Source organism: Pseudomonas sp. FP1740, from assembly GCF_030687165.1.
In the GTDB taxonomy this organism is placed as follows: domain Bacteria; phylum Pseudomonadota; class Gammaproteobacteria; order Pseudomonadales; family Pseudomonadaceae; genus Aquipseudomonas.
Genome location: NZ_CP117461.1, coordinates 4,469,389 through 4,491,960 on the forward strand (window position 1 = coordinate 4,469,389; position 22,572 = coordinate 4,491,960).

A 22,572-nucleotide genomic window follows, 5' to 3' on the forward strand; every position below is an offset into this window, starting at 1 on the left:
GACGGCGAGCCGCGCCATTGTACCTATCTGAGACGAAGTTACAACCGTTCGGGCGGATTAAAAAACATGAGCTGCTTCAAGGACATGCGCTGGCCTTCAAAAGATCGCGACCAGGCCGCGATCTTTTGATCCTATTGCACCAACACTTCATCCGCCCGGCCGCCCTCTTGCTGGATCACCAAGTGAATGAAGTGCAGCCTGGCGATCACCGCCGGCGGCAAGGCGAACGGATAGAAATCCGGCTGGCCCATGCTGCGTGACAGTTCGTTGAGCATGCCGGCCAGCTCGATCCATGCATTGACGAACGACAGGAACGCCGGACCGCCGGGGTGCTGCGGATCGAACAGCGTGCTGGGCGGAAACGGCTGATAGTCGAAATCCATTTCCTGGGCACTCATGCCAAAACCCAGGGCGGTGTCCACCGCATCCATCATGTGCAGGTAGTGAGCCCAGGTTTCCGCCCAGTCTTCCCAAGGGTGCATGGTGGCGTAGGCGCTGACGTAATGTTGCTGCCAGTCGAGCGGCGCACCTTGTTGATAATGCTGTTCAAGAGCCTCGGCGTAGCTGACACGCTCGTCGCCGAACAGGCCGCGGAACGGTTCCAGCCAGGCACTGTTGGCGATCAGTCGGTCCCAGTAGTAATGCCCTGTCTCGTGCCGAAAGTGACCAAGCAGCGTGCGATAGGGTTCGTGCATCTGCACGCGAACCTGCTCGCGGTGGGCGTCGTCGGCTTCTTTGATATCGAGGGTGATCAGGCCGTTGGCGTGCCCGGTGGTCGGCGGCTTGCCTTCGAGGTCGATACCGATGAAATCGAAGGCCAGACCAGCCTCTTCGTCCACCGTTTTGGGAATGACCTGCAAGCCCAGGCTGAGCAACTGCGCCACCAGACGACGCTTGGCGGTTTCCACTTTGCGCCAGCGCTCGTGGTTCTCGGGAATCGACAGGTCGGGGATGGTGCGGTTCAGGCTACAGGCGATGCACAACCCATCATGATGATTGGCCGGCAATAACCAGTTGCACGCAGCCGGGGAATCGAGATTGGCGCAACGGCGGAAAATACCGACGTCAGGGTCGGCATCGAGCCACCAGGTATCCGCCTGCGGGCCGGGTTGCAATGATGACAAGCGACTCTGCTGCGGCTGGTAACCCAGCGCCGCCGAACAGGCCAGGCACTGACTGTTGTGAAAGAACAGCGACTGCCCGCAGCGACAATGCCAGACCTTGCTGTTGCGCGAACGCTCACCCATGAAGGGCGCGGCGATGCGTGAACTGAGCTGTTCGAAAAAGCGGTACATGGCGATCTCTCCCTGGGGCCTGCCAAGACTAGATCATTGCTCAGACATGATCGTTCCCATGCTCTGCGTGGGAATGCCGCCCCGGACGCTCCACGTCCGCTGTGACGCAGAGCGTGGGAACGCTCAGTTAAACCGAGATATTGTGCTTGCGAAGAAACTCGACAAACGCCTCTTCATCCAGCACCTTCAACCCCAGCTCATTGGCCCTGGTCAACTTCGAACCCGCACCCGGTCCCGCGACCACGCAATGGGTCTTGGCCGACACCGAACCAGCCACCTTGGCCCCGAGGCTTTCAAGCTTGTCCTTGGCGATATCGCGACTCATCAGTTCCAGCGAACCGGTCAGCACCCAGGTCTGCCCAGCCAGCGGCAATCCTTCGACGACTTTCTTCTCGCTCTGCCAATGCATGCCGAAATCGCTCAGCTGCTTTTCGGCCGCCTCGGCGAGTTGACGGTTTTGCGTCACTGCAAAGAATTCTCGAACCGAGGTCGCCTGTTTCTCCGGCAACGCCTGACGCATGTCCAGCCAATCAGCATTCATCACCGCTTCAAGCGAGCCGAATTTGTCGGCGAGCTTCTGCGCCCCGCCCGGCCCGACCGAAGGAATGTTCAGCTTGTCGAGAAAACCGCCAAGCGTGGTGCTTGCAGCGAATTCGGCACCCAACGCCCCCTGATCCTGAATCTGCAGGCCGTGCTTCAACAGATTGGCAATCACCTGCTGGTTATGCGGGTCTTCAAAGAAGCTGTGAATCTCGTGAGCCACTTCCAGCCCGACATCCGGCAGGTACGTGAGCACTTGCGGCAACGCCTGCTGAACACGCTCCAGCGAGCCGAGAGAACGCGCGAGCACCTTGGCCGTCTCTTCGCCGACATCAGGAATGCCCAAGGCGTAGATGAACCGCGCCAGGCTCGGTCGTTTGCTGTCTTCGATGGCGCTGAGCAGGTTCTTGCTCGAGAGCTCGGCAAAGCCTTCCAGATCGACGATCTGCTCGAACGTCAGGGCATAGAGATCGGCCGGCGAACTCACCAGGCCTTCATCCACCAATTGCTCGACGCTCTTCTCGCCCAGCCCTTCGATGTCCATGGCGCGACGCGAAACGAAGTGAATGATCGCCTGCTTGAGTTGCGCACCGCAGGCCAGACGGCCGACGCAGCGATACACCGCGCCTTCGCTGACAGTCTCGCGACCCTTGCTGCGTTTCACCAGCTGCGTACGCTCGACATGCGAACCGCAGACCGGGCACTGCTCGGGAATCTGTACCGGTCGTGCATCCTCAGGACGACGCTCGATGACCACTTGCACCACTTGCGGAATCACATCACCGGCACGACGGATGATGACCGTATCGCCGATCATCAGGCCCAGGCGCGCGACTTCATCCATGTTGTGCAGGGTCGCGTTGGCCACGGTGACCCCCGCGACCTTGACCGGTTTCAAGCGTGCCACCGGCGTCACGGCACCGGTGCGACCGACCTGAAACTCCACATCGAGCAACTCGGTGAGCTCTTCCATCGCCGGGAATTTATGCGCGATGGCCCAACGCGGTTCGCGGGCACGGAAACCCAACTCGCGCTGGGAGGCAATGCTGTTGACCTTGAACACCACGCCGTCGATTTCATAGGGCAGCGCATTGCGGCGTTCGCCGATGTCGCGGTAGTAATCCAGGCACTCATCGATGCCACGAGCCGATTTCAACTCATGACTGATCGGCATACCCCAGGCTTTGAGTTGCTGCAGATTGCCAATGTGCGTGTCGGCGATATCGGCGGAAACCTGGCCGATGCCGTAGCAGCAGAATTCCAGCGGACGGTTGGCGGTGATCTTTGAATCCAGCTGCCGCAAGCTACCTGCCGCTGCGTTACGCGGGTTGGCGAAGGTCTTGCCGCCCATTTCCAGTTGCGTGGAGTTGAGCCGCTCGAAACCGGCCTTGGACATGAACACTTCGCCGCGCACCTCCAGGGTCGCCGGCCAGCCGCTGCCATGCAGCTTGAGCGGGATATTGCGCACGGTGCGCACGTTGACGCTGATGTCTTCGCCCGTGGTGCCATCGCCGCGAGTGGCGCCGCGCACCAGCATACCGTCCTGATACAGCAGGCTGACCGCCAGGCCATCGAGCTTGGGTTCGCAGCTGTATTCCACCGCTGCGCCGCCACCGAACAGGTCGCCGACCGGCAGGTCCAGACCTTCCGTCACCCGACGGTCGAACTCGCGCATGTCGGTTTCTTCGAAGGCGTTGCCAAGGCTGAGCATCGGCACTTCATGACGCACCTGAGTGAACGCCGACAGCGCCGCACTGCCGACGCGCTGGGTCGGCGAGTCACTGGTGATCAGTTCGGGATGGGCTGCTTCGAGCGCCTTGAGCTCATGGAACAAGCGATCGTATTCGGCGTCCGGAATGCTCGGTTCATCCAGCACGTGGTAGCGATAGTTGTGCTGATCGAGCTCGGCGCGCAGCTCTAGAATGCGGGTTTCGGCGGCAGTCATGGGTGTTCTCTCATAAAGCAAAAGAGCAGCCGAGGCTGCTCAATCTTTTAAATACGGTAGCGCAAAGCTGTGGACACGGTGGCGAGGGAGCTTGCTCCCACTCGGCGGCGAAGCCGTCGTAAAACCAGTGAATGCGGTGCATCTGGATGGGGCTGCTTCGCTGCCCAGCGGGAGCAAGCTCCCTCGCCACAGAAGCCTGCCCCAGTCATTCGTTTAGCGCTTCTGGGTCAATGCGCGGCGTTCAAACTCAACGATACGCTGACGGTAGTGCTCAATCGTCTGAGCGGTCAGCACACTGCGCTGGTCGTCTTTCAGCTCGCCGTTCAGCTCCTGGGACAGTTTACGCGCCGCCGCCACCATCACGTCGAAGGCTTGCTTCGGATGACGCGGGCCTGGCAGACCGAGGAAGAAGCTCACCGCTGGAGTGCTGAAATGATCGATATCGTCCAGATCGAAGACGCCCGGCTTGACCGCGTTGGCCATCGAGAACAGCACTTCGCCGTTACCAGCCATGCTTTCGTGGCGGTGGAAAATGTCCATCTCGCCGAAACGCAGACCGCTTTCCAGAATGTTCTGCAGCAGCGCCGGGCCCTTGAAGCCGGCCGGGTCGCGGCAGATCACGCTGATTACCAGCACTTCTTCGGCTTGCGGCTGCTCTTTGTCGGCAGGGCTGGCGGACTTGGTGTCATCCGGGAAATCGTCACGGCTGCTGAAGCTCGGGCCGCCGTCCAGGTCCAGGCTGAGGTTCATATCGCCTTGCGACGGCTCGCCATGGCCACGCTTGCCACGCTTGGAACCCGACTCGCGCGGTTCACGGGCAGGCATGCTCACCGACGGCAGGTCGTGCTCGTCCAGTTGCGGTTCTTTCTGGGTGTCCAGCACGCGGGGCGGGCCCAACAGCTCGGCGCTGGTGTCCTCGTCCGGCAGGTTGGACAGACTTCGGTCGAGACGGAATTTCAGTTTTCCCTTGCCGCCGCGCATGCGACGCCAGCCATCGAAAAGAATACCGGCAATGACAATAATGCCGATGACGATCAGCCACTCGCGCAGACCGATTTCCATGTAATCCCGTGCCTCTATAAAAAATGCTGAAAAATAAGGGGTTTACATTGTGTAAACCGCTTTAAAACGTGGCGCCAACTCTATGTTCTGACAGGCGTTTTGCCCACGTATACGAAAAATTGACATTAAACTAGCACGACCAAAGATAACTTTACACCGTCTGTCACATTGGCTGGCGCGAATATGTCGATTAGCCATCAAATCAAGGCAGGTAAAAAAGCCCTACAGCTCAAAATTACTTGCCCTACACCCAATGACTCAGGCGTCCACCATGGCCATCGCCTCCTCCACATCCACTGCCACCAGACGCGAGCAACCCGGTTCGTGCATCGTCACCCCCATCAACTGATCGGCCATTTCCATGGCGATCTTGTTGTGGGTGATATAGATGAACTGCACCGTCTGCGACATCTCTTTGACCAGCCGCGCGTAGCGTCCAACGTTAGCGTCATCCAATGGCGCGTCAACTTCATCGAGCATGCAGAACGGCGCCGGATTCAACTTGAAGATGGCAAATACCAGGGCCAATGCGGTCAGGGCTTTTTCGCCACCGGAGAGCAAATGGATGGTGCTGTTCTTCTTTCCAGGCGGCTGCGCCATGATCGTTACCCCTGTATCGAGTAGATCTTCGCCCGTCAGTTCCAAATACGCGCGTCCTCCACCGAAAACTTTTGGAAAAAGGGCCTGTAAACCGCCATTGATCTGATCAAAGGTATCTTTGAAGCGGTTTCGGGTTTCCTTATCGATCTTGCGAATCACGTTCTCGAGAGTGTCCAGTGCTTCCACCAGATCGTCGTTCTGGGCATCCAGATAACGTTTACGCTCGGATTGTTGCTGGTATTCGTCGATGGCCGCGAGGTTGATCGCGCCGAGGCGCTGAATCCGCGCGGCAATACGCTCGAGTTCTTCTTCGGCGTCTTTCTCGCTGACTCCGGCCACCAGGGTGGCGAGCACGCCATTGAGGTCGTAGCCGTCTTCAAGCAATTGATCCTGCAAGGTCTTGCGCCGCACCGTCAACGCTTGCCATTCCATGCGTTGCTGTTCGAGCTGGCTGCGAATCAACTGGGATTGCTGCTCGGCCTGGGTGCGGCGCTTTTCCGCATCGCGCAGTTCGCGGTCGGCGTCTTCCATGGCGATTTGCGCGGTCTTGAGCTCTTCGTCGACGGTCATGCGCTTGTCGAGCAACTCTTCGAGCTTCAGCCGCAGCTCTTCCAGCGGCGCCTCGCCCTCTTCCAGATTGAGGCTCAGTTGTTCGCGCTTCTCGGTCAGGCGCTCTGCCTGCATTTCCAGCCGCTCAAGGGCCTGACGGGTGGAATCGTGCTGCGCCTTCAGCGAACCCATGCGCACCGCCAATTGATGCGCATGGTCCTTGTGCTGCCGGGCTTCCTGGCGCACCCGGTCGAGGCGTTCGCGCAGGCTGTCGCGTTGGGCCAGCAGCAACTCGCGCTGCTCGGTATCCACCGCCATGCTGTCGAGGGCTTCCTGCAATTGCAGGCGCGCTTCGCCGATGTTTTCGTGCTCCAGGGCACGCTGTTCGCTGAGCTCGGTGAGCTCTTCATCCAGACGGCTGCGGCGCAGGGTCAACTGTTCGACCTTGGCTTTACCGGCCGACAACTGGGCTTTCAGTTCGCCCTGCTGACGCGCTTCGTCTTGCAGCAGACGGCGCAAGTGTTCGCGGCCGTTTTCCTGCTGACGCTGTTGCGCCCTGAGATTCTGAAGCTGGGTTTCCAGGGTTTCGACCGTGGCTTCGCGCTCTTCGCGCTCAAGGCCCAGGCGCTGGATTTCCTGGCCGCGAGCAAGCACGCCGCTTTCCGCTTCACTGGCCCGACGCACGCGTAAAAAGTGCCTGCCGACCCAGTAACCGTCGCGGCTGATCAGACTTTGGCCGACGGCCAATTGCCCGCGCAAGGCCAAGGCCTGTTCAAGGCTGCCGACCGGCTTGACCTGCCCCAGCCATGGCGACAGATCGATCTGCGCCTCGACCTTGTCGAGCAAACTGCCGGGCATGCGCACGCCATCGCTGGCCGGACTGAGCAGGCGCAAATCGCCTTGGGCAAACCCGGCCAGATCGAAATCGCCAAAGTCGTCCACCAGCACCGCTTGCAGGTCGGCGCCGAGCACGGTTTCCACCGCCAGCTCCCAACCCGCTTCAACTTTCAGGCCTTCGGCCAGGCGCGGACGATCCGCCAGATGCTGCTCGCGCAGCCATTCGGCGGTGCCGGTGCCCGGATCGAGCGCGGCTTGCTGCAAGGCTTCCAGCGACGCCAGCCGACCGTTGAGCCGCTGCAAATCACCTTGGGCTTGCTGCTGCGCCGACAACGCTTGCTGCAACTCTTGGCGCAGTTGCTCAAGACGTTCGACTTGCGCCTCTTCACTGGCCTGCAAGTCTTCCAGCGTCGCCTCGGACGCGGCCAACTGCTCGCTGAGTTCCATGATCGCCGCGTCTTCCGGGTCCGCCGAAAGCAGCGCGCGCTCTTCGGCCAGACGCTTCTGACGATCGGCCAATCGCTCCATGCTGGTTTCCAGCTGCTGGATCCGCGACTGCTGAACTTCAGCCTGACGACGTGGCTCGGCGGCGGTGAGGTTGAAGGTGTCCCACTGCTCCTGCCAGCCGTGCATGGTGGTTTCGGACTCTTCCAACGCGGCGGCGGCTTCCTCGGCGGCGGCGCTGGTGACCTCCTGTTCCGGCGTGAGCATGTCCAGCTCTTCACCCAAGGTCAGCAGCAAGGTGCGGTCGTGGCCCAGGTGTGACTCGGTTTCCAGTCGAGCACGCTCGGCTTCTTTCAGGTCGTCCTGCAATTGACGCAAGCGCTGCTGACCGTGCTGGATGCTCTGCTCGACCCGGGCGATGTCGCCGCCGACCGAATAAAAGCGCCCCTGCACCAGATTGAAGCGTTCGGACAGGTCATGATGACCGTCACGCAGGCGTTCGATGGCCGCATCGGCATTGCGCTGCTCGGCTACCAGGGCTTCGAAGGTGATTTCCTGAGTGCCGATGATCGCCTCGCGCTGGCCGACCTGCTCGTTCAACGCCTGCCAGCGCAGGGCCGACAACTGAGCCTTGAGCTGACGCTCTTCGCCCTTGTATTCCTGATACTTCTTGGCAGCCTCGGCCTGGCGGTGCAAGCGTTCAAGCTGACGCTCGAGCTCTTCGCGCAGGTCGGTCAGGCGAGCCAGGTTTTCGTGGGTGCGGCGGATGCGGTTTTCGGTTTCGCGCCGGCGCTCCTTGTACTTGGAAATACCGGCGGCTTCTTCGATGAAATTGCGCAGGTCTTCGGGCTTGGATTCGATCAGCTTGGAGATCATCCCCTGCTCGATAATCGAATAGCTGCGCGGTCCGAGGCCGGTACCCAGAAAAATGTCGGTGATATCGCGGCGGCGGCATTTGGTGCCGTTGAGGTAATAGGTGGTCTGGCTGTCGCGGGTCACTTTGCGGCGAATGGAAATTTCCGCATAGGCCGCCCATTCGCCGAGCAAGGTGCCGTCGGAGTTATCGAACACCAGCTCGATGCTCGCCTGGCTCACCGGCTTACGGCTGGTGGAGCCATTGAAGATGACGTCGGTCATCGACTCGCCGCGCAAGTTCTTGGCCGAGCTCTCGCCCATCACCCAACGCACGGCGTCGATGATGTTCGACTTGCCACAACCATTGGGCCCGACCACCGCCGCCATGTTACTGGGGAAGTTCACCGTGGTCGGGTCGACGAAGGATTTGAACCCCGCCAGCTTGATGCACTTGAGGCGCACGCTTAAGCGACCGTCAGGGCAGAAATCACCAGATCGCAACTGCGCTGGGCATACGCCGTCAGCACCACGCGGATCTGCGCAAAATCACGGGCCAGCACGGCGGCCAGCAGGCGTTCGAACAGTTCCAGGAACTCGCTCATCGAGGCCTTGCGTTGGTCCAGCGCGAGGAAATACGCGCGGCTCATGGCCGGCTGCAGATTCTCGACGGTTTCCTGCAAGTACGGGTTGTTGGCGAACGGATACGCGGCACGCATCACGCTGAAGCTGTCGTCGACGAACGTGCGGATGTCCTGGCGTTCGTAGCTGGCGGTCAGGCGCTGCTGGATCTGCACGAACGGCGCCATGTCGGCCTGGACTTGCCAACCGCTGGCCACGGCGTTGCCGAGCAAGATGTACAACTCGCTCATCAGCGTGCACAGGCTCTTCACCTTATGCGCCGTCAGTTCGGTCACGTGGGCGCCACGTCGCGGCAAAATCGCGATCAAGTGGCGGCGTTCGAGGATCAGCAAGGCCTCACGGACTGAACCGCGGCTGACATTGAGGGCCAGCGTGACCTTCTGTTCCTGGATGCGCTCCCCCGGCTTCATTTCGCCGCGAATGATACGTTCGGCGAGGTGGTGAGCGATTTGCTCGGCGAGGCTGTCCGGCGCCTTGAACGTCATGGTTGTCCTTCAAACTCTTCGATCTGCACAAGCGGCGCAGTGTAGCGCAATTGAGGCGTCATGGCGGAGTGCCCACCCAGCGGTTTTTGGCACGATTCAAGCAGAAAGCAGGCTATCCCGTGAGGGTCAATAATGAAGGAACGAGTCGTTGATCGACAAAATGCCATTTCCTGACCTTTAAGTCAGAAAATCATTGACCGAAAAGTCAGACCTGATAAATTCGGCTCATGTCGGTTAACAACAATAATGAGTTTGCGAGGCCATCCGTGATCCAGTTTTTACTCAACCAGGAACTCCGTAGCGAGCACGCCCTGGACCCGAACCTGACTGTGCTCAATTACTTACGCGAACATGTGGGCAAGCCCGGCACCAAAGAAGGCTGCGCCAGCGGTGACTGTGGCGCGTGCACTGTGGTGGTCGGCGAACTGCAAACAGACGAAAGCGGCCGCGAACACATTCGCTATCGCAGCCTCAACTCGTGCCTGACCTTTGTTTCGTCGCTGCACGGCAAGCAACTGATCAGCGTCGAAGACCTCAAGCACCAAGGCCAACTGCACAGCGTGCAAAAAGCCATGGTCGAGTGCCACGGCTCGCAATGCGGCTTCTGCACACCGGGCTTTGTCATGTCGCTGTTCGCCCTGCAAAAGAACAGCGATCAACCGGACTCCCACAAGGCCCACGAAGCCCTGGCCGGCAACCTCTGCCGCTGCACCGGTTATCGGCCGATCCTGGCCGCCGCCGAGCAATCCTGCTGCGACAAGCAACCGGATCAGTTCGATGCTCGCGAAGCGCAAACCATCGCTCGCCTGAAAGCCATCGCCCCCACCGACATCGGTGAACTCAACAGTGGCGACAAACGCTGCCTGGTGCCGTTGACCGTGGCCGATCTGGCCGACCTCTACGACGCTTATCCACAGGCCCGCCTGCTGGCCGGCGGTACCGACCTGGCGCTGGAAGTCACGCAATTCCACCGCACCTTGCCGGTGATGATCTACGTCGGCAACGTCGCCGAAATGAAGCGCATCGAACGCTTCGACGATCGCCTGGAAATCGGCGCCGCCACCGCCCTCTCCGACTGTTACGACGCTTTGAAGGCCGAGTACCCGGACTTCGGCGAATTGCTGCAGCGCTTCGCTTCGTTGCAGATTCGCAACCAGGGCACTCTCGGCGGCAACATCGGCAACGCCTCGCCGATCGGTGACTCTCCACCGCTGCTGATCGCCCTTGGCGCGCAGATCGTGCTGTGCAAAGGCGAGACTCGCCGCACCCTGGCCCTGGAAGATTACTTCATCGATTACCGGGTCACCGCGCGCCAGGAAAGCGAGTTCATCGAGAAGATCATCGTGCCCCGCGCCAGCGCTGAACAACTGTTCCGCGCCTACAAGGTGTCAAAGCGTCTGGACGACGACATTTCCGCAGTCTGCGCAGCCTTCAACCTGCGCATCGACAATGGCGTAGTCGCCGACGCCCGCGTTGCTTTCGGCGGCATGGCGGCCATCCCCAAACGCGCAAAGAACTGCGAAGCCGCGCTGGTTGGCGCACCGTTCAACAACGCCACCATTGAACGCGCCTGCGCCGCGCTGGCCGTAGATTTCACACCGCTCTCGGACTTCCGCGCCAGCAAGGAATACCGCCTGCTCAGCGCGCAGAACCTGCTGCGCAAATACTTCATCGAACTGCAAACACCGCACATCGAGACTCGGGTGACCGCTTATGTCTAATCATCACGCCGTAGAGAAGACCCAAGCCGAACTGGCTGAATTGTTCGCCAAGGACCTGACCACCGGCGTCGGCCGCAGCGTCAAGCACGACAGCGCCGCCAAGCATGTGTCCGGAGAAGCGCAGTACATTGACGATCGGCTGGAATTCCCCAATCAGCTGCACGTTTATGCACGGCTTTCGGACCGCGCCCACGCGAAAATCATCAGCATCGACACCAAGCCCTGCTACGCCTTTGAAGGCGTGCGCATCGCCATCACCCACGAAGACGTGCCGGGCCTGAAAGACATCGGCCCACTGTTGCCGGGCGATCCGCTGCTGGCCATCGATGATGTGCAGTTCGTCGGTCAACCGGTGCTCGCCGTCGCGGCGAAAGACCTGGAAACCGCGCGCAAAGCCGCGATGGCGGCGATCATCGAATACGAAGACCTCGAACCGGTTCTGGACGTGGTCGAAGCCCTGCGCAAACGCCATTTCGTGCTCGACAGCCATACCCACCAGCGCGGCGATTCGGCCAACGCCTTGGCCACTGCCGAGCATCGTATCCAGGGCACGCTGCACATCGGCGGCCAGGAACACTTTTATCTGGAAACCCAGATCTCTTCGGTGATGCCGACTGAAGACGGCGGGATGATCGTTTACTGCTCGACCCAGAACCCCACCGAAGTGCAGAAACTGGTGGCGGAAGTGCTGGACGTGTCGATGAACAAGATCGTCGTCGACATGCGCCGCATGGGCGGTGGTTTCGGCGGCAAGGAAACCCAGGCGGCAAGCCCGGCGTGCCTGTGCGCGGTGATCGCGCACCTGACCGGTCAACCCACCAAAATGCGCCTGCCGCGTGTTGAAGACATGCTGATGACCGGCAAGCGTCACCCGTTCTACGTTGAGTACGACGTGGGCTTCGACAGCACCGGCCGCCTGCACGGTATCGCCCTGGAGTTGGCCGGTAACTGCGGTTGCTCGCCGGATTTGTCGGCGTCGATTGTCGACCGTGCGATGTTCCATGCCGACAACTCGTACTACTTGGGCGATGCGACCATCAATGGTCACCGCTGCAAGACCAACACCGCGTCGAACACCGCTTACCGTGGCTTCGGTGGCCCGCAAGGCATGGTTGCGATCGAAGAAGTGATGGACGCCATCGCCCGTCATCTGGCCCTCGATCCGCTGGCGGTGCGCAAAGCCAACTACTACGGCAAGACCGAGCGCAACGTCACCCATTACTACCAGACCGTCGAGCACAACATGCTCGAGGAAATGACCGCCGAACTGGAAGCCAGCAGCCAGTACGCCGAGCGCCGCGAAGCGATCCGTCGCTACAACGCCAACAGCCCGGTCCTGAAAAAAGGCCTGGCGCTGACCCCGGTGAAATTCGGTATTTCCTTCACCGCCAGTTTCCTCAACCAGGCCGGTGCGCTGATCCACGTCTACACCGACGGCAGCATCCACCTGAACCACGGCGGCACCGAGATGGGCCAGGGTTTGAACACCAAAGTTGCGCAAGTCGTGGCTGAAGTATTCCAGGTGGAAATGGACCGGGTGCAGATCACCGCGACCAACACCGACAAAGTGCCGAACACCTCGCCGACAGCTGCTTCGAGCGGTGCCGATCTCAACGGTAAAGCCGCACAGAACGCCGCGGAAATCATCAAGAAACGCTTGGTGGAATTTGCCGCGCGGCAATATAAGGTCAGCGAAGAAGACGTGGAATTCCACAACGGGCATGTGCGGGTTCGCGATCACATCCTGACGTTCGAAGCGCTGATCCAGCAGGCGTATTTCGCCCAGGTGTCGTTGTCGAGCACTGGCTTCTATAAGACTCCGAAAATCTACTACGACCGCAGTCAGGCTCGCGGCCGGCCGTTCTACTACTACGCCTTCGGCGCGGCCTGCGCCGAGGTGATCGTCGACACCCTGACCGGCGAGTACAAGATGCTGCGCACCGATATCCTCCACGACGTCGGCGCTTCGCTGAACCCGGCCATCGACATCGGTCAGGTCGAGGGCGGCTTCATCCAGGGCATGGGCTGGCTGACCATGGAAGAACTGGTGTGGAACGACAAAGGCAAACTGATGACCAACGGCCCGGCCAGCTACAAGATCCCGGCCGTGGCAGACATGCCGTTGGACCTGCGGGTGAAGCTGGTGGAAAACCGCAAGAACCCGGAAGACACGGTGTTCCATTCCAAGGCTGTGGGTGAGCCGCCGTTCATGCTTGGCATCGCCGTCTGGTGCGCGATCAAGGACGCCGTGGCGAGTTTGGGCGACTACCGGCATCAACCGAAAATCGACGCGCCGGCGACGCCGGAGCGGGTGTTGTGGGGCTGTGAGCAGATGCGTCAGTTGAAGGCGGTGAAGGCCGTCGAAACTGAGTCGGAGGTAGTGGTTTGATCGTTCCCACGCTCGGCGTGGGAATGCAGCCCGCGACGCTCTGCGTCGCATTGTGAACAGCGGACGCGGAGCGTCCAGAGATGCACTCCCACACCGAGCGTGGGAACGATCTTGAGAGGTGAACATGTACAACTGGATCGACGCCCTCGCCGACCTGCAAAACCGGGGTGAACCCTGTGTGTTGGTGACCATCATCGAAGAGCTCGGCTCGACGCCGCGCAATGCCGGCTCGAAGATGGTCATCAGCGCCACGCAAACGTTCGACACCATTGGTGGCGGGCATCTGGAATACAAGGCCATGCAGATCGGCCGCGAGATGCTTGCCAGCGGCCGGCAGGACACCCATCTGGAGCGCTTCAGCCTCGGCGCCAGCCTGGGCCAGTGCTGCGGCGGCGTGACCGTGTTGCTGTTCGAACCGATGGGCCAGGTGCAAGCGCAGATTGCTGTATTCGGTGCCGGCCACGTCGGTCGGGCGCTGGTGCCACTGCTCGCCAGCCTGCCCTGCCGGGTGCGCTGGATCGATTCGCGGGAAGCCGAATTCCCCGAACAGATCCCCCACGGTGTGCGCAAAATCGTCACCGAAGAACCGCTGGATGAAGTCGATGACCTGCCCGCTGGCAGCTACTGCATTGTCATGACTCACAACCACCAGCTCGACCTCGAACTCACCGCCGCGATCCTCAAGCGCAATGACTTCGCCTACTTCGGCCTGATCGGTTCGAAGACTAAACGGGTGAAGTTCGAACACCGCCTGCGTGATCGTGGTTTCGACAGCGCCGTGCTGCAACGCATGCGCTGCCCGATGGGGCTGGGCGAAGTCAAAGGCAAGTTACCTGTGGAAATCGCCATCTCCATCGCTGGCGAAATCATCGCCACCTATAACGCGAATTTCGGCCAGCACACCGCCAGCGCCGGATCGTCGATCGCCAAACTGCTGCCTGCTTCGCGCCGCAGCCAAGCTTCTAACTGAAGAGCTTCGAATTGAAAAGCCTCGAATTGAAAAGCTTCGAACTAATTGAGAACCCAAGCCAATGACTCGCAAAGCCTACCGCGCCGCCATTTTGCACAGCATCGCCGACCCTGCCGAAGTGGGCATCGAAGCCTCTTACGAATATTTCGAAGACGGCCTGCTGGTGGTCGAGAACGGCCAGATCAACGCCATCGGCCACGCCAGCGAATTGCTGCCAGCGCTGCCGGCCGACATCGAGATCACCCATTACCAGGACGCACTGATCACCTCCGGTTTCATCGACACCCACATTCACCTGCCGCAAACCGGCATGGTCGGCGCCTACGGCGAGCAACTGCTGGACTGGCTGAACACCTACACCTTCCCGTGCGAAAGCCAGTTCGCCGACAAGGCTCACGCTGACGAAGTGGCGGATATTTTCATCAAGGAACTGCTGCGCAACGGCACCACCACCGCACTGGTCTTCGGCAGCGTGCATCCGCAATCGGTGAACTCGTTTTTCGAGGCGGCCGAGCAACTGGATCTGCGGATGATCGCCGGCAAGGTGATGATGGATCGCAACGCGCCGGACTACCTGACCGACACCGCCGAATCGAGCTACGTCGAAAGCAAGGCGCTGATTGAGCGCTGGCACGGCAAGGGCCGCCTGCATTACGCCGTCACCCCGCGCTTCGCCCCGACCAGCACCCCGGAGCAACTGACCCTCGCCGGCCAGTTGCTCAGCGAATACCCGGATCTGTACATGCAGACCCACATCAGCGAAAACCTCAAGGAAGTCGAGTGGGTCAAGGAATTGTTCCCGGAGCGCAAGGGCTACCTGGACGTCTACGATCACTACCAACTGCTCGGCGAGCGCTCGGTGTTCGCCCATGGCGTGCACCTGTGCGACGACGAATGCGCGCGCCTGGCGGAAACCGGTTCGGCTATCGCCTTCTGCCCGACCTCGAACTTCTTCCTCGGCAGCGGCTTGTTCAACCTGCCGATGGCCGAGAAGCACAAACTGAATGTCGGACTGGGCACGGACGTCGGCGGCGGCACCAGTTTCTCGCTGCTGCAAACGTTGAACGAAGCGTACAAGGTCATGCAGCTGCAGGGTGCGCGGCTGAGCCCGTTCAAGTCGTTGTACCTCGCCACCCTCGGCGGCGCCCGCGCGCTGCGGCTGGAAGACCAGATCGGCACCCTGCATCCGGGCACCGACGCGGACTTCCTGGTGCTGGACTACAACGCGACGCCGTTGCTGAGTTATCGCCTGAAGCAGGCCAATAACATTGCCGAGACGTTGTTTGTGTTGATGACGCTGGGGGATGACCGGACGGTATTGCAGACGTATGCGGCGGGGAATCTGGTGCATCAGCGTTAAGATCTTCCGGGCATAAAAAATCCCCCGCAATCGTTGGTTGCGGGGGATTTTTTTATCGCCTGTCAGAATCACAAAAGATCGCAGCCTTCGGCATCTCCTACAGATGTACGCATTCCCATGTAGGAGCTGCCGAAGGCTGCGATCTTTTCGGCGGCCCCAACAAATCAGAGTTTGGCGACAGGCCGCCCCGGTTTCTTGGTCTGCAACAAATGCGAAAACACCGCATGCAAATCATCCGACGCGCTTTCTTCGTCGAGGTTGAGTTTGCTGTCGATGTGGTCCATGTGATGCATCATCAAATCCACTGCCAGCGTCGCGTCCCGTGCTTCGATGGCGTCGATCAGCTGGGTGTGTTCATCGTAGGAACAGTGGGAACGGTTGCCGCTCTCGTACTGGGCGATGATCAGCGATGTCTGGGACACCAGGCTGCGCTGGAAGCTGATCAGCGGCGCGTTCTTCGCCGCTTCGGCCAGTTTCAAGTGGAACTCGCCCGACAGACGAATACCGGCACCGCGATCGCCACGGGAGAAGCTGTCGCGCTCGTCGTTGACCATCTGCCGCAAGTCGGCAATCTGCTCGGCAGTAGCGTGCTGCACCGCCAGTTCAGTGATCGCCCGCTCCACCAGACGCCGCGCCATGAACACCTGGCGAGCCTCCTCGACACTCGGGCTGGCAACGACAGCGCCGCGATTCGGACGCAGCAACACCACGCCTTCATGGGCCAGACGCGACAGCGCGCGGCGAATGATGGTGCGACTGACCCCGAAAATTTCCCCCAGCGCTTCTTCGCTCAACTTGGTGCCGGGCGCCAGACGCTGTTCGAGGATGGCCTCGAAGATATGCGCGTAGACAATATCGTCCTGGGTACCGCTACGGCCGGCTTTGCCTGCTCGCGGTTGTTTCTTGAGGGGTTGCAACTGTTCGTTCATGGGCACTCGAGTCGGGAGAACTGCGGCGAATTGACCGTGACTGTAATACGGCACAGTGGGTCGCTGGCAAGTATCGCGTAAAAAACACTGCAATTGTACACAATGGCGGGTGGCAACACGACTGTACGGCTGTTTGTCGCCTTTGCTGTATCGCAACGACCGGTTACGTTTCAGTTTAGGCTTGAACGCAGAATCCGCAGCTCCTACATGTGGGTGGTGTTGCTACGGACATCTTTATCAGAACAAGGAACACAGCTGTCATGACCGACGCCACGCACACACAGCTTCGTCCCCTGACCGACACGTCGCCCTCGGCCATCGTCGCCGGGTTCATCGCCATGATGACCGGTTACACCAGTTCGCTGGTGCTGATGTTCCAGGCCGGGCAAGCGGCGGGCCTGAGCAGCGGGCAGATTTCGTCGTGGATCTGGGCGATCTCCATCGGCATGGCGGTGTGCTCGATCGGCCTGTCCTTGCGCTATCGCACCCCGATTACCATTGCCTGGTCGACCCCCGGCGCGGCGTTGCTGATCACCAGCCTGGGCGGTGTCAGCTACGGCGAGGCCATCGGCGCCTACATTACTTGTGCAGTGTTGGTGACCGTGTGCGGCCTGACGGGCAGTTTCGAACGGCTGGTGAAAAAGATTCCGGCCTCGTTGGCGGCGGCGTTGCTGGCGGGGATTCTGTTCAAGATCGGCAGCGAGATTTTCGTCGCCGCCCAGCACCGCACCGCGCTGGTCCTGGGGATGTTCTTCACGTATCTGCTGGTCAAGCGCCTGTCGCCACGCTACGCCGTGCTTGCGGCGCTGTTGATCGGCACCGCGCTGGCCGGTTTCATGGGGTTGCTGGATTTCAGTGGCTTTCACCTGGAAGTCGCGACGCCGGTCTGGACCACGCCGCATTTCTCCCTGGCCGCGACCATCAGCATCGGCATCCCGTTGTTCGTGGTGGCGATGACCTCGCAGAACATGCCGGGCATCGCCGTTTTGCGCGCCGACGACTACAACGTGCCGGCCTCGCCGCTGATCACCACCACCGGCATCGCCTCGCTGCTGTTGGCACCGTTCGGCTCCCACGGGATCAACCTGGCTGCCATCAGCGCAGCGATCTGCACCGGGCCGCACGCCCATGAGGATCGCAACAAGCGCTACACGGCAGCGGTCTGGTGCGGGATTTTCTACGGGATTGCCGGAGTGTTCGGCGCGACACTGGCGGCGTTGTTTGCCGCGTTGCCTAAAGAACTGGTGCTGTCGATTGCCGCGCTGGCGCTGTTCGGCTCGATCATCAACGGTCTGAGCATTGCCATGGCGCAAGTGCAGGAACGGGAAGCGGCGCTGATTACCTTTATGGTGACGGCATCGGGGCTGACGCTGTTTTCCATCGGTTCGGCGTTCTGGGGGATTGTCGCGGGGGTGTTGACGCTGGTGATTCTGAATTGGCGCAAGGCCTGAAAAAAACGGCGACCCTTGGGGCACCCTTGGGGTCGCCGTTTTTTAGAACATCAGGCTACCGGATTGATCGGCTTTTCCGGGTACCAGACGTCGATCAGCGGGCTGACTTCAGCGCTGGTCAATCCGCTACGGCCCTTGAGCCAGGCTTCAACAGCGGCACGCTGTGCTTCGGTCACCGAGCCACGCTTCTGCAGGCAAACCAGACCGAAGTCATCGCCGCCTACATAACCCAGACCGTTGGCTTCCATGGCTTCTTTCAGGAACGCGTCGAGGAAAGCATCAATGGCTTCATCAGCCAAATCTTCTTTGAAATACAGGTTCAGTTCGAAACCCAGCTCCTTGCTTTGACTATTTAGCGACGACTGTCACTATCGCTTGCATAGCTCTATTTCAGCCATCTAAATCTAATGGCAAGCAAAATAAGAAATGACAATTATCAAAAACACTTATTCTATACGTCACCATCCGCTCACTGCGATCGACGAAAACGTGGCGGATCTGATCATTAAAGGCGCCGCTGAACATCAGCTCATCTGCGGCGTGGCGAACCATGCCATCCGTCCCCCACTGCAGATACTTGAAGCCTATTGCGATATCACGGGCCAGAGGATAAGCATGGACACGCTTAAGACTCCTGCCATCGAGAGAGTTCTCCGCGGCTTTACTGCTGCGATGGCTGGGAAGGAATTTGTGGAACTGAAAGGCGACCTGTCTAGGGTGCACTACAGACACCTTTTTCAGGCCCTTGCTATGGCGCAGACCCATCTGCCCGCGCCCGCATCGTTGAGTGGGAATCCTCAATGTTCGCTCCAAGTGCGACCGAATATACCAAGATGGCAGCAGCTAGCGACTTTCACCGGTGGTATTGGAAGGGGTGGACGATTCAGTGGCAGAGACATCCCGGCATCCATCTTCGACTGGCACAACTGGTCAAGCCTTATGAGCAGGATTTTGTTAAAAAGATATATCGTGCCCTAGAGATGCATTACCGCAATAGAGCCAAGGCTTTTCGCGCTGAATGGAACTATATGTTCGACTACCTGGGACAGCAGTCCTTGAGGTCTGTCACGCAACTCGTAAGCCATTCCCGGCGCCTTGATGACCAGATCCGCATCCGGCTCGACAACGCTCAGCCGACAATTCGTCGTGTACAGAGATCCAAGACATTAGCTAGGTACTGTACGAAATCCCTTGAAATCTCACGGAGGGCTCTTGGGCGCTGAGATTCGGTAGAGTTCGCAGCCATTGAAGGAAAGGAATCCATGGATGGCAAAGCGGTATGAACTCTCCGATGCGGCCTGGGATTTGGTCGCTGATCTCTTTATGGAAAGTCGTCGAAACGGCCGGCCTCGCGCAGATGATCGCCTGATGCTCAACGGCATACTCTGGGTGCTCTGCTCGGGAGCCGCCTGGCGCGATATGCCCGAGTACTTTGGCCCATGGTCCACGGTCTATCAGCGGTTTCGAGATTGGCATAATCGCGGGGCATTCAACCTGATGCTCAAACGGCTTCACATCAGGTTGAACGAGCCAGGGTTGATTGATCTGGATACCTGGATGATTGACTCCACGGCGGTACGCGCAACCCAGGCCTCTTCTGGTGCTGGGAAAAAAGGGGGGCTGAAGAACCGCAAGACCACGCGCTCGGACGCAGCCGGGGTGGCCTGACAACCAAGATTCACATGCTGTGCGATGCCAATGGCGTGCCTTTGCACTTCCTGCTTTCAGGCGGTCAGGCCAGCGATATCGCCTATGCTCAACCGCTGCTGGATGAGGCTTACGTCCTAAGCCTGCGCGGGCGTCCCCGCAAACGCTGCCGTTGGTTGTTGGCCGACAAGGGCTATGACGCCGAGGCTCTACGTCGTTACTGCGACCGCTACCGGATGCAACCGGAGACCGCCGCATCGTTACGCGCTTCGACAAGCTCGCGAAAAGTTATGCGGCGATGGTCTCACTGGCTTGTGCCATGCGGTGTTTACGACATTACTTTTCGTACAGTGCCTAGGTAATGCCATTTCCCCTGCGCCCAGATGTAGGTGATGTGGCCACACCACACTAGATTGAGTGTCGGCACCTCAAACTCTCGATTCAATATACTCGGAATATCTGGGTGCTCGACCGTTGCTTGTTTTTAGGCATGTGAGCCAGGTTGTTTATTGACTAATTCAAGCTCCCGCATCAAGCCACGTACCTTGAACCGTCCGATTTCTCGCCGTATTCCTGCACCATCGACACGAGGGTTGCCTAATGACCGTAACTGACAACTTATTGATCCAAATGAGCAACATCCCTTGGCAAGCGTCGACATGCGCCCCTCCGGCGGAGAGAACCGGCTATGGCTTTTCACTTCGATCAGAATCCTCTTCACTAAGAATGGAATCAGCCAACCGTTGAGCAACAGTTTTTTTAACAAGTCGGTATTGGGTGGGAAGTCGGTCAGGAGCGTTACGTTTTTCTGCAACCGTTGATAGGCGCCTTCAAAGCGCTTAAACCCCACCTGACGATTCACCAGATGAATAGCCACAAGCTGGCGTTGACCTCAACCTAGCCAGCGCGGGGAACAAGGCCGGGGCGCTCGCCGGACTGGTCAATGGTTATCAAGCTTCGAGGGTTCGTGACTATCTTCGGTGAGGGGCTGGGCGACACTCTCCGCGGGTATCTGGCGAACACCGTCCCTCAAGGTTGCTTGCGCGACAACGCAGAAATAGCCCTCGCCAGTATTCAGTTCATGACAAACCCATACATTCGCCCCTGCGCTTCATGAGCCAGGGTGATTTCCCCATGGGTCGGGTAAGCTGTAGCCGGAACTCAAACCGCGCTCAGACCACTCAAGACTCTCGACACACAGGGCCGTGAGTCAATCCACGGTTACGCCGCCGGCTTCCGTGTGCCGGCCGTCAACTGAACCGCAAGGAATCTATAACCGATGACGCGTATTTCCTCTGCCAGCCCGCCGCCACCCGCTGTTGTGCCAGACGTAACAGCCTCTGCAGTCGCCTCCATTTCGACTTCAACGACAGCGACACCAGAGCCACCCGAGAAGCGCATGGATCGTACGGATGCGACAGGGACACTGATCAAACCGGGCAAGTCCTCACAAAAAACTTCGTTGTCCTCGGCGGTCCTTGAGGCGGCCCTTGATCGATCGGACACATCGCCCAAGACCGGACTCCGGAACCTTCCCGCGGAGTTGCTACAGGAGATTAGCCGTTGGGTCGCCAGTGGCTCAGCGGGTGATACGGCCGCGGGGTTGCACGCCCTCATGTTGAGCAACAGGTTTTTAAACGCGTCGGTATTGAATGGGAAGTCGATCAAGGAGCATTACCTTTTTCTGCAACCGTTGATAGGCGCCTTCAAAGCGCTCAAACCCCACCTGCCGATTCATGAGATAAATAGCCAGATGCTGGCGTTGATGGGGCCTAAACAGCGCCAGGAGCAGGTCACGGCCGTCCTCGGCTTGGCCGACGAGCGTCAAAAGTCCGAGGCGATCGCCAGGTTGGGCGCCGGGCTGGCGGCTCTCGAACCGCGGCAGCGGGAGGCGCTGATCACGGCCGCCCTCAATCTGGACGACGACTACAAGGCCGAGGCGATCGCCGGGCTGGGCGCCGGGCTGGCGGCTCTCGACCGGTCGCAGCAGGAGGCGCTGATCACGGCCGCCCTCGGCCTGGACGACGAGGAGCACAAGGCCGAGGCTATCGCCGGGTTGGGCGACGGGCTGGCGGCTCTCGACCAGTCGCAGCAGGAGGCGCTGATCACGGCCGCCCTCAATCTGGACGACGACGACTACAAGGCCGAGGCGATCGCCGGACTGGGTGCTGGGCTGGCGGCTCTCGACCAGTCGCAGCAGGAGGCGCTGATCACGGCCGCCCTCAATCTGGACGACGACGACTACAAGGCCGAGGCGATCGCCGGACTGGGTGCTGGGCTGGCGGCTCTCGAGAGGACGCAGCAGCAGGCGCTGGTCACGGCCACTCTCAACCTGGCCGACGACTGGCACAAGGCCTGGGCTATCGCCGGGTTGGGCGCCGGGCTGACGGCTCTCGAACGGTCGCAACAGCAGGCGCTGGCCACCGCCGCCCTCAACCTGGCCGACGACAGCCACAAGGCCGAGGCAATCGCCGGATTGGGTGCCGGGCTGACGGCTCTCGAGAGGACGCAGCAGCAGGCACTGGTCACGGCCGCCCTCGGCCAGATCGACGAGGGGGCCAAGGCCAGGGCGCTCGCCGGGTTGGGTGCCGGGCTGGCGGCTCTCAAACCACCGCTGCAGCAGGCGCTGGTCACGGCCGCCCTCGACCTGGCCAGCGTGGGGTACAAGGCCCTGGCGATCGCCGGGCTGAGCGCCGGGCTGGCGGCTCTCGAACCGTCGCAGCAGCAGGCGCTGGTCAAGGCCACCCTCGGCTTGGCCGACGACGGGTACAAGGCCCTGGTGATCGCCGGACTGGTCAATGGTTATCAAGCTTCGAGGGTTCGTGACTATCTTCGTTGAGCGGCTGGCCGATGC

Annotated in this window: 14 protein-coding genes and 2 pseudogenes; 7 read left to right on the forward strand and 9 right to left on the reverse strand. The window is 60.2% G+C overall.

All coding sequences use genetic code 11. From position 1 onward, the window contains the following. Positions 1-131 precede the first annotated feature (131 nt). From PSH69_RS19865 to PSH69_RS19885, 5 genes are all read right to left on the reverse strand, one after another. A complete protein-coding gene (locus PSH69_RS19865; RefSeq protein WP_305409536.1) occupies positions 132-1,295 on the reverse strand; it encodes a putative zinc-binding metallopeptidase in 1,164 nt (387 codons plus the stop codon). Between the two features lie 127 nt (positions 1,296-1,422). Then, a complete protein-coding gene (gene ligA / locus PSH69_RS19870) occupies positions 1,423-3,780 on the reverse strand; it encodes an NAD-dependent DNA ligase LigA (RefSeq protein WP_305409537.1) in 2,358 nt (785 codons plus the stop codon). Between the two features lie 213 nt (positions 3,781-3,993). Further along, on the reverse strand, positions 3,994-4,842 hold the full coding sequence (gene zipA / locus PSH69_RS19875) for a cell division protein ZipA (protein ID WP_105339596.1): 849 nt from the start codon (positions 4,840-4,842) through the stop codon (positions 3,994-3,996). Between the two features lie 258 nt (positions 4,843-5,100). Then, positions 5,101-8,589: a chromosome segregation protein SMC gene (smc, locus tag PSH69_RS19880; protein WP_305409538.1), complete on the reverse strand. Its 3,489-nt coding sequence runs from the start codon at positions 8,587-8,589 to the stop codon at positions 5,101-5,103. A gap of 2 nt (positions 8,590-8,591) precedes the next feature. After that, positions 8,592-9,251: a GntR family transcriptional regulator gene (locus PSH69_RS19885; RefSeq protein ID WP_305409539.1), complete on the reverse strand. Its 660-nt coding sequence runs from the start codon at positions 9,249-9,251 to the stop codon at positions 8,592-8,594. A gap of 266 nt (positions 9,252-9,517) precedes the next feature. Between PSH69_RS19885 and xdhA the strand changes: the two genes are divergently transcribed. The 4 genes from xdhA to guaD all read left to right on the forward strand — a co-directional run bounded on the left by xdhA (position 9,518) and on the right by guaD (position 15,691). After that, on the forward strand, positions 9,518-10,972 hold the full coding sequence (gene xdhA, locus PSH69_RS19890; protein ID WP_305409540.1) for a xanthine dehydrogenase small subunit: 1,455 nt from the start codon (positions 9,518-9,520) through the stop codon (positions 10,970-10,972). Further along, positions 10,965-13,361, forward strand: coding sequence for a xanthine dehydrogenase molybdopterin binding subunit (gene xdhB / locus PSH69_RS19895; RefSeq protein WP_305409541.1), 2,397 nt, complete (start codon positions 10,965-10,967; stop codon positions 13,359-13,361). Before xdhA ends, xdhB begins: the two co-directional genes overlap by 8 nt. A 124-nt stretch (positions 13,362-13,485) precedes the next feature. Further along, positions 13,486-14,331 carry a xanthine dehydrogenase accessory protein XdhC gene (gene xdhC, locus PSH69_RS19900; RefSeq protein WP_019579882.1) on the forward strand — a complete coding sequence of 282 codons (846 nt, stop codon included), beginning with the start codon at positions 13,486-13,488 and terminating at the stop codon, positions 14,329-14,331. Between the two features lie 61 nt (positions 14,332-14,392). Continuing rightward, positions 14,393-15,691 carry a guanine deaminase gene (gene guaD, locus PSH69_RS19905; RefSeq protein ID WP_305409542.1) on the forward strand — a complete coding sequence of 433 codons (1,299 nt, stop codon included), beginning with the start codon at positions 14,393-14,395 and terminating at the stop codon, positions 15,689-15,691. A gap of 164 nt (positions 15,692-15,855) precedes the next feature. Here guaD and PSH69_RS19910 read toward each other — a convergent pair whose 3' ends face one another. Then, positions 15,856-16,620, reverse strand: coding sequence for a GntR family transcriptional regulator (locus PSH69_RS19910; RefSeq protein ID WP_105339602.1), 765 nt, complete (start codon positions 16,618-16,620; stop codon positions 15,856-15,858). Positions 16,621-16,880: 260 nt separating this feature from the next. On the opposite strand from PSH69_RS19910, the gene PSH69_RS19915 reads away from it, so the two are divergent. After that, a complete protein-coding gene (locus PSH69_RS19915; protein ID WP_305409543.1) occupies positions 16,881-18,071 on the forward strand; it encodes a benzoate/H(+) symporter BenE family transporter in 1,191 nt (396 codons plus the stop codon). Positions 18,072-18,121: 50 nt separating this feature from the next. On the opposite strand, the gene PSH69_RS19920 is transcribed toward PSH69_RS19915, so the two are convergent. Both PSH69_RS19920 and PSH69_RS19925 read right to left on the reverse strand, forming a co-directional pair. Beyond that, a complete protein-coding gene (locus tag PSH69_RS19920) occupies positions 18,122-18,406 on the reverse strand; it encodes a 50S ribosome-binding protein YggL (RefSeq protein ID WP_305412856.1) in 285 nt (94 codons plus the stop codon). Positions 18,407-18,461: 55 nt separating this feature from the next. Further along, positions 18,462-18,836 carry a hypothetical protein gene (locus tag PSH69_RS19925; RefSeq protein WP_305409544.1) on the reverse strand — a complete coding sequence of 125 codons (375 nt, stop codon included), beginning with the start codon at positions 18,834-18,836 and terminating at the stop codon, positions 18,462-18,464. Positions 18,837-19,337: 501 nt separating this feature from the next. Between PSH69_RS19925 and PSH69_RS19935 the strand changes: the two are divergent. Next, positions 19,338-20,076 (forward strand): annotated as a pseudogene (locus tag PSH69_RS19935) (IS5 family transposase). Here the strand turns inward: PSH69_RS19935 and PSH69_RS19940 are convergent. After that, positions 20,065-20,280 (reverse strand): annotated as a pseudogene (locus tag PSH69_RS19940) (IS3 family transposase); the annotation flags it as partial. The pseudogenes PSH69_RS19935 and PSH69_RS19940 sit on opposite strands and share 12 nt — an antisense overlap. A gap of 837 nt (positions 20,281-21,117) precedes the next feature. Here PSH69_RS19940 and PSH69_RS19945 point away from each other — a divergent pair. Continuing rightward, positions 21,118-22,557 (forward strand): hypothetical protein, encoded by a 1,440-nt coding sequence (locus tag PSH69_RS19945; RefSeq protein ID WP_305409545.1) that lies wholly within the window; start codon positions 21,118-21,120, stop codon positions 22,555-22,557. Positions 22,558-22,572 lie beyond the last annotated feature (15 nt).

Excerpts from the sequence above, each read along its gene's own strand:
- PSH69_RS19865 (WP_305409536.1), bottom strand. The coding sequence starts at position 1,295 with ATGTACCGCTTTTTCGAACAGCTCAGTTCACGCATCGCCGCGCCCTTC.
- ligA (WP_305409537.1), bottom strand. The coding sequence starts at position 3,780 with ATGACTGCCGCCGAAACCCGCATTCTAGAGCTGCGCGCCGAGCTCGAT.
- zipA (WP_105339596.1), bottom strand. The coding sequence starts at position 4,842 with ATGGAAATCGGTCTGCGCGAGTGGCTGATCGTCATCGGCATTATTGTC.
- PSH69_RS19885 (WP_305409539.1), bottom strand. The coding sequence starts at position 9,251 with ATGACGTTCAAGGCGCCGGACAGCCTCGCCGAGCAAATCGCTCACCAC.
- xdhB (WP_305409541.1), top strand. The coding sequence starts at position 10,965 with ATGTCTAATCATCACGCCGTAGAGAAGACCCAAGCCGAACTGGCTGAA.
- xdhC (WP_019579882.1), top strand. The coding sequence starts at position 13,486 with ATGTACAACTGGATCGACGCCCTCGCCGACCTGCAAAACCGGGGTGAA.
- guaD (WP_305409542.1), top strand. The coding sequence starts at position 14,393 with ATGACTCGCAAAGCCTACCGCGCCGCCATTTTGCACAGCATCGCCGAC.
- PSH69_RS19910 (WP_105339602.1), bottom strand. The coding sequence starts at position 16,620 with ATGAACGAACAGTTGCAACCCCTCAAGAAACAACCGCGAGCAGGCAAA.
- PSH69_RS19915 (WP_305409543.1), top strand. The coding sequence starts at position 16,881 with ATGACCGACGCCACGCACACACAGCTTCGTCCCCTGACCGACACGTCG.
- PSH69_RS19925 (WP_305409544.1), bottom strand. The coding sequence starts at position 18,836 with ATGGGTCTGCGCCATAGCAAGGGCCTGAAAAAGGTGTCTGTAGTGCAC.
- PSH69_RS19945 (WP_305409545.1), top strand. The coding sequence starts at position 21,118 with ATGGATCGTACGGATGCGACAGGGACACTGATCAAACCGGGCAAGTCC.